The sequence below is a fragment of the Polaromonas sp. P3_C2 genome, from assembly GCF_056402675.1.
The window spans coordinates 1-3,769 of sequence record NZ_JBFUGX010000419.1 but is presented as its reverse complement, the minus strand read 5'-3'; the positions used below and the strand labels follow the sequence as shown (position 1 = coordinate 3,769).

The window sequence follows — 3,769 nt, the reverse complement described above, 5'->3', positions numbered from 1 at the left end:
GGTGCAGATGAACACCTACCGGGTGGCGCTTGAATACTGGAAGCGCTGGAATCCGTAGCGGGGGTGATCCAGCGGGGATTGCTGCTACATTGCCAGGGCCATCCTAGGTGGCCAGGAAGTAAAACAAGCTAATAACAAACAAAAATATGCAGCCACGCTCCGGGGAATCCCAGAAAAATACCGCAGCCCATGCTGCCCACGCTCTTCGCGTGCTGGTGTTAGGCGGCACCGGCTTCATTGGCCGCCATGCCGTGGCGGCGCTGCACGCGTCGGGCGCGCAGGTTTCGATCGGCAGCCGCCATCCTTCGCGCCACGAAGAGGCCTATCCTTTTGCTGTCTTGCGCGCTGCGCGCTTTGAGCAGCTGTTACAGCCCGATGCGTGGACAACCCTGCTGAAAGATGTGGACGTGGTCGTCAATTGCGTGGGCATCCTTCGCCAGCGGCCGAATGAGTCGTATGACCATGTGCATCACCGCGCGCCAGCGGCGCTGGCCGTCGCTTGCGCCGGCGCCGGCATTCGGCTGATTCATACCTCGGCCCTGGGCTTGCACGCAGGCGCCAAAAGCCGGTTTTTGTCGAGCAAGCTGCTGGGTGAGCACACCATCGCGGCGTCGGGCAGCGACTACGCCATCGTGCGGCCGTCCTTGCTCGACGGCGAGGGCGGCTTTGGTGCCCGCTGGCTGCGCGGCTTGTCGCGCTCGCCGGTGCAATTTATTCCGCGCGGTGCGCGCGGCGGTATTGCGGCGATGGCTGCCACCGATCTTGGGAAAGCGTTTGCTGCGCTTGCGGCTCTTTCCTCCCTGGCTGGTCACCGCGAGGTTGAACTCGGCGGCACCCGCCGATACGGCTACGCGGAGTATTTGCGTGAGCTTCGCGCCGACTACACCCGCACCCGCGCGCTGCAAATTCCGTTGCCCAACTGGGCGGCACGCCTGGGCGCGCATGTATGCGACGTCCTGCACTTTTCGCCTTTCTCGTATGGGCACTGGATATTGCTGCAGCGGGACAACGTGCCTTCACCCAATCGTTTGCCGGAATTGCTGGGGCGCGAGCCGCTTCCGATCAGACTTCCCTGCAGCCCAGTTATTCATCCAAAAGCCCACCCTGAGTCCGGCCAGGTTCACGCTGGCAAAATAGGTTCTCATGACCTCCCCGACACGCCCGCAGGCTGAAGCCCGCAGCGCCTATAAAGCCTTTCGCGACATCGGCACCCGATGGTCCGACAACGATGTTTACGGTCACGTCAACAACGTCGTCTACTACAGCTGGTTCGATACCGCCGTCAACGGCCTCCTGATTGAACGCGGCGCCATCGACATCCACACCGGCAGCGTGATCGGCCTGGTGATCGAAACCCAATGCAACTACTTCGCGCCGCTGGCCTTTCCGGAGCCGGTGGTCGCGGGCATCCGCGTGGCACACGTCGGCTCGTCCAGCGTGCGCTACGAAGTGGCCCTGTTCCCCGGCGATGAGGGTGCATCGTGCGCGGCCCGGGGCCATTTCATCCATGTGTATGTCGACCGCGTCACGCGCCGGCCGGCGCCACTGCCCCCCGAACTGCTTTCTGTACTGGAGACCCTCTGATGACCCAGGCACTGCCCGTGCTTCCCTATATCACCCCGCGCCGAGCAGGCGATGCACGCAATGCGGTGGATGAAGCCATCGTCAGCCGCCAGTCGATACGCCAGTTTTTACCCAAACCGGTGCCGCGCGAGACCATTGCCCACCTGCTGGAAGTAGCCAGCCGCGCGCCTTCAGGCACCAACACACAGCCCTGGAAGGCCTATGTGCTGCAGGGCGCGAGCCGCGATGCGTTGGTCGGCAAAGTCTGCGAGGCCCATGACGCGATATACGCCAACCCCGCACTGGCCGCCGACTACAAAGAGGAATACGACTACTACCCTGAAAAGTGGGTCTCGCCCTATATCGACCGCCGTCGCGAAAACGGCTGGGGCCTCTACGGACTGCTGGGAATCACCAAGGGCGACAAGGACAAGATGCATGCACAGCACCATCGCAACTTCCAGTTGTTCGACGCGCCTGTGGGCCTGATGTTCACGCTGGACCGCGTGATGGGCCGGGGTTCACTTGTGGACTACGGCATGTTCATGCAAAACCTCATGGTGGCCGCGCGCGGCCTGGGCCTGCACACCTGCCCGCAAGCGGCCTGGAACGGGTTTTCCCGGATCATCCTCCCGCACATCGGCGCGGGTAGCGACGAAATGCTGGTGTGCGGCATGGCGCTGGGTTATGCCGATGACACGGCGCTCGTCAACACATTCCGTACGCCACGGGTGCCGGCTTCGGAATTCACCACATGGCTTGATTAGGCGCAGCGCAGTTGCATCTCCGTACGCGCCAGCTAGTTTGGGTGTTGCGGGTAAAGTCAGGGATTCGCGAAAAGACGCGATTTCTTTTTGCCTGTTTGGGCTCTGTTTTTTTGTTTCACCTGTTTTAGAAGGACCTCACAATGAATCTCACCACCACACCTTCCGGSCTGCAATACGAAGACACCGTGCTGGGCACCGGTGCCATCGCCAAGGCGGGGCAACATGTCAAGGTTCACTACACCGGCTGGCTCTATAACAACGGCGTCCAGGGCGCCAAGTTCGACTCCAGCAAGGACCGCGGCCAGCCGTTCGAGTTTTCCCTTGGCGCAGGGCAGGTGATCCGCGGCTGGGACGAAGGCGTGCAAGGCATGTCGGTGGGTGGCACCCGCCGCCTCGTCATTCCGGCGGAGCTGGGCTACGGTGCGCGCGGCGCCGGCGGCGTGATTCCACCGAACGCCACTTTGCTGTTTGAAGTGGATTTTCTCGGTACCTGAGCTGGCGCGAGTTGAAGAAGGCCCCGGTGCGGCATTGGCGCCGGGCCTGTTCACCTGATTAACCGCCAAGGCGCCCTGGCGCCGCGGCCCTCAAGCGATCCCCATGATCATCACCAGCCTGCTAGACACCGACTTGTACAAGTTCACCATGATGCAGGTGGTCTTGCACCAGTTTCCGGGCGCCGAGGTGGAATACCGCTTCAAGTGCCGCAACGCCGGTGCTCCGGGTATTGGTGATCTGGCGCCCTATGTGACCGAGATACGGGAAGAAATCCGTGGCCTGTGCAGTCTGCGCTTTCAGGATGCCGAGCTGGCTTACCTCAAGGCCATGCGCTTCATCAAGAGCGATTTTGTCGACTTCCTCGGCATCTTCCGGCTCAATGAAAAGTACGTCAGCGTCACGGCCTTGCCTTCGGGCGAGATMGACGTGTCCATCAAGGGCCCCTGGCTGCACACCATCCTCTTCGAGATTCCGGTGCTGGCCATCATCAATGAGGTCTATTTTCGCAACACGCAGAAGAAGGCGGACCTGGTCGAAGGTCGCAAGCGCCTGGAGACCAAAATTGGCGAGTTGCAGACGCAGGGCCTGCGAACGCTCAAGATCGCCGATTACGGCACACGCCGCCGGTTTGGCAAAGCCTGGCACGAAGAAGTGCTGCGCACCCTGGTGACGCGGCTGGGCACGGGGGTGGGTGGCCAGTTCGCCGGCACCAGCAATGTGCTGTTTGCCATGAAGCTCGGGCTGACGCCGTTAGGCACCATGGCGCATGAATACCTGCAGGCCTGCCAGGCGCTGGGGCCGCGTCTGCGTGACAGTCAGGTCTTTGGCTTCGAGTCATGGGCCAAGGAATACCGGGGCGACCTTGGGATCGCGCTGTCGGACGTTTACGGCATGAGTGCCTTCCTGCGCGATTTCGACATGTACTTCTGCAAACTGTTTGACGG

The 3,769-nt window shown here is 61.9% G+C and carries 5 protein-coding genes; all 5 read left to right on the top strand.

Features of this window, described 5'->3' with window-relative positions:
- Positions 1–146 precede the first annotated feature (146 nt).
- Complete coding sequence (locus AC1DWI_RS16330; protein ID WP_477671033.1) at positions 147–1,172, top strand: NAD(P)H-binding protein; 1,026 nt, start codon at positions 147–149, stop codon at positions 1,170–1,172.
- On the top strand, positions 1,144–1,584 hold the full coding sequence (locus tag AC1DWI_RS16325) for an acyl-CoA thioesterase (RefSeq protein ID WP_477671032.1): 441 nt from the start codon (positions 1,144–1,146) through the stop codon (positions 1,582–1,584). Before AC1DWI_RS16330 ends, AC1DWI_RS16325 begins: the two co-directional genes overlap by 29 nt.
- Positions 1,584–2,330, top strand: coding sequence for a nitroreductase (locus AC1DWI_RS16320; protein ID WP_477671031.1), 747 nt, complete (start codon positions 1,584–1,586; stop codon positions 2,328–2,330). Before AC1DWI_RS16325 ends, AC1DWI_RS16320 begins: the two co-directional genes overlap by 1 nt.
- A gap of 140 nt (positions 2,331–2,470) precedes the next feature.
- Positions 2,471–2,824 carry an FKBP-type peptidyl-prolyl cis-trans isomerase gene (locus tag AC1DWI_RS16315; RefSeq protein WP_457278836.1) on the top strand — a complete coding sequence of 118 codons (354 nt, stop codon included), beginning with the start codon at positions 2,471–2,473 and terminating at the stop codon, positions 2,822–2,824.
- Between the two features lie 103 nt (positions 2,825–2,927).
- Positions 2,928–3,769: nicotinate phosphoribosyltransferase (gene pncB, locus AC1DWI_RS16310; protein WP_477725221.1), on the top strand; the 842-nt coding region annotated here is incomplete at its 3' end.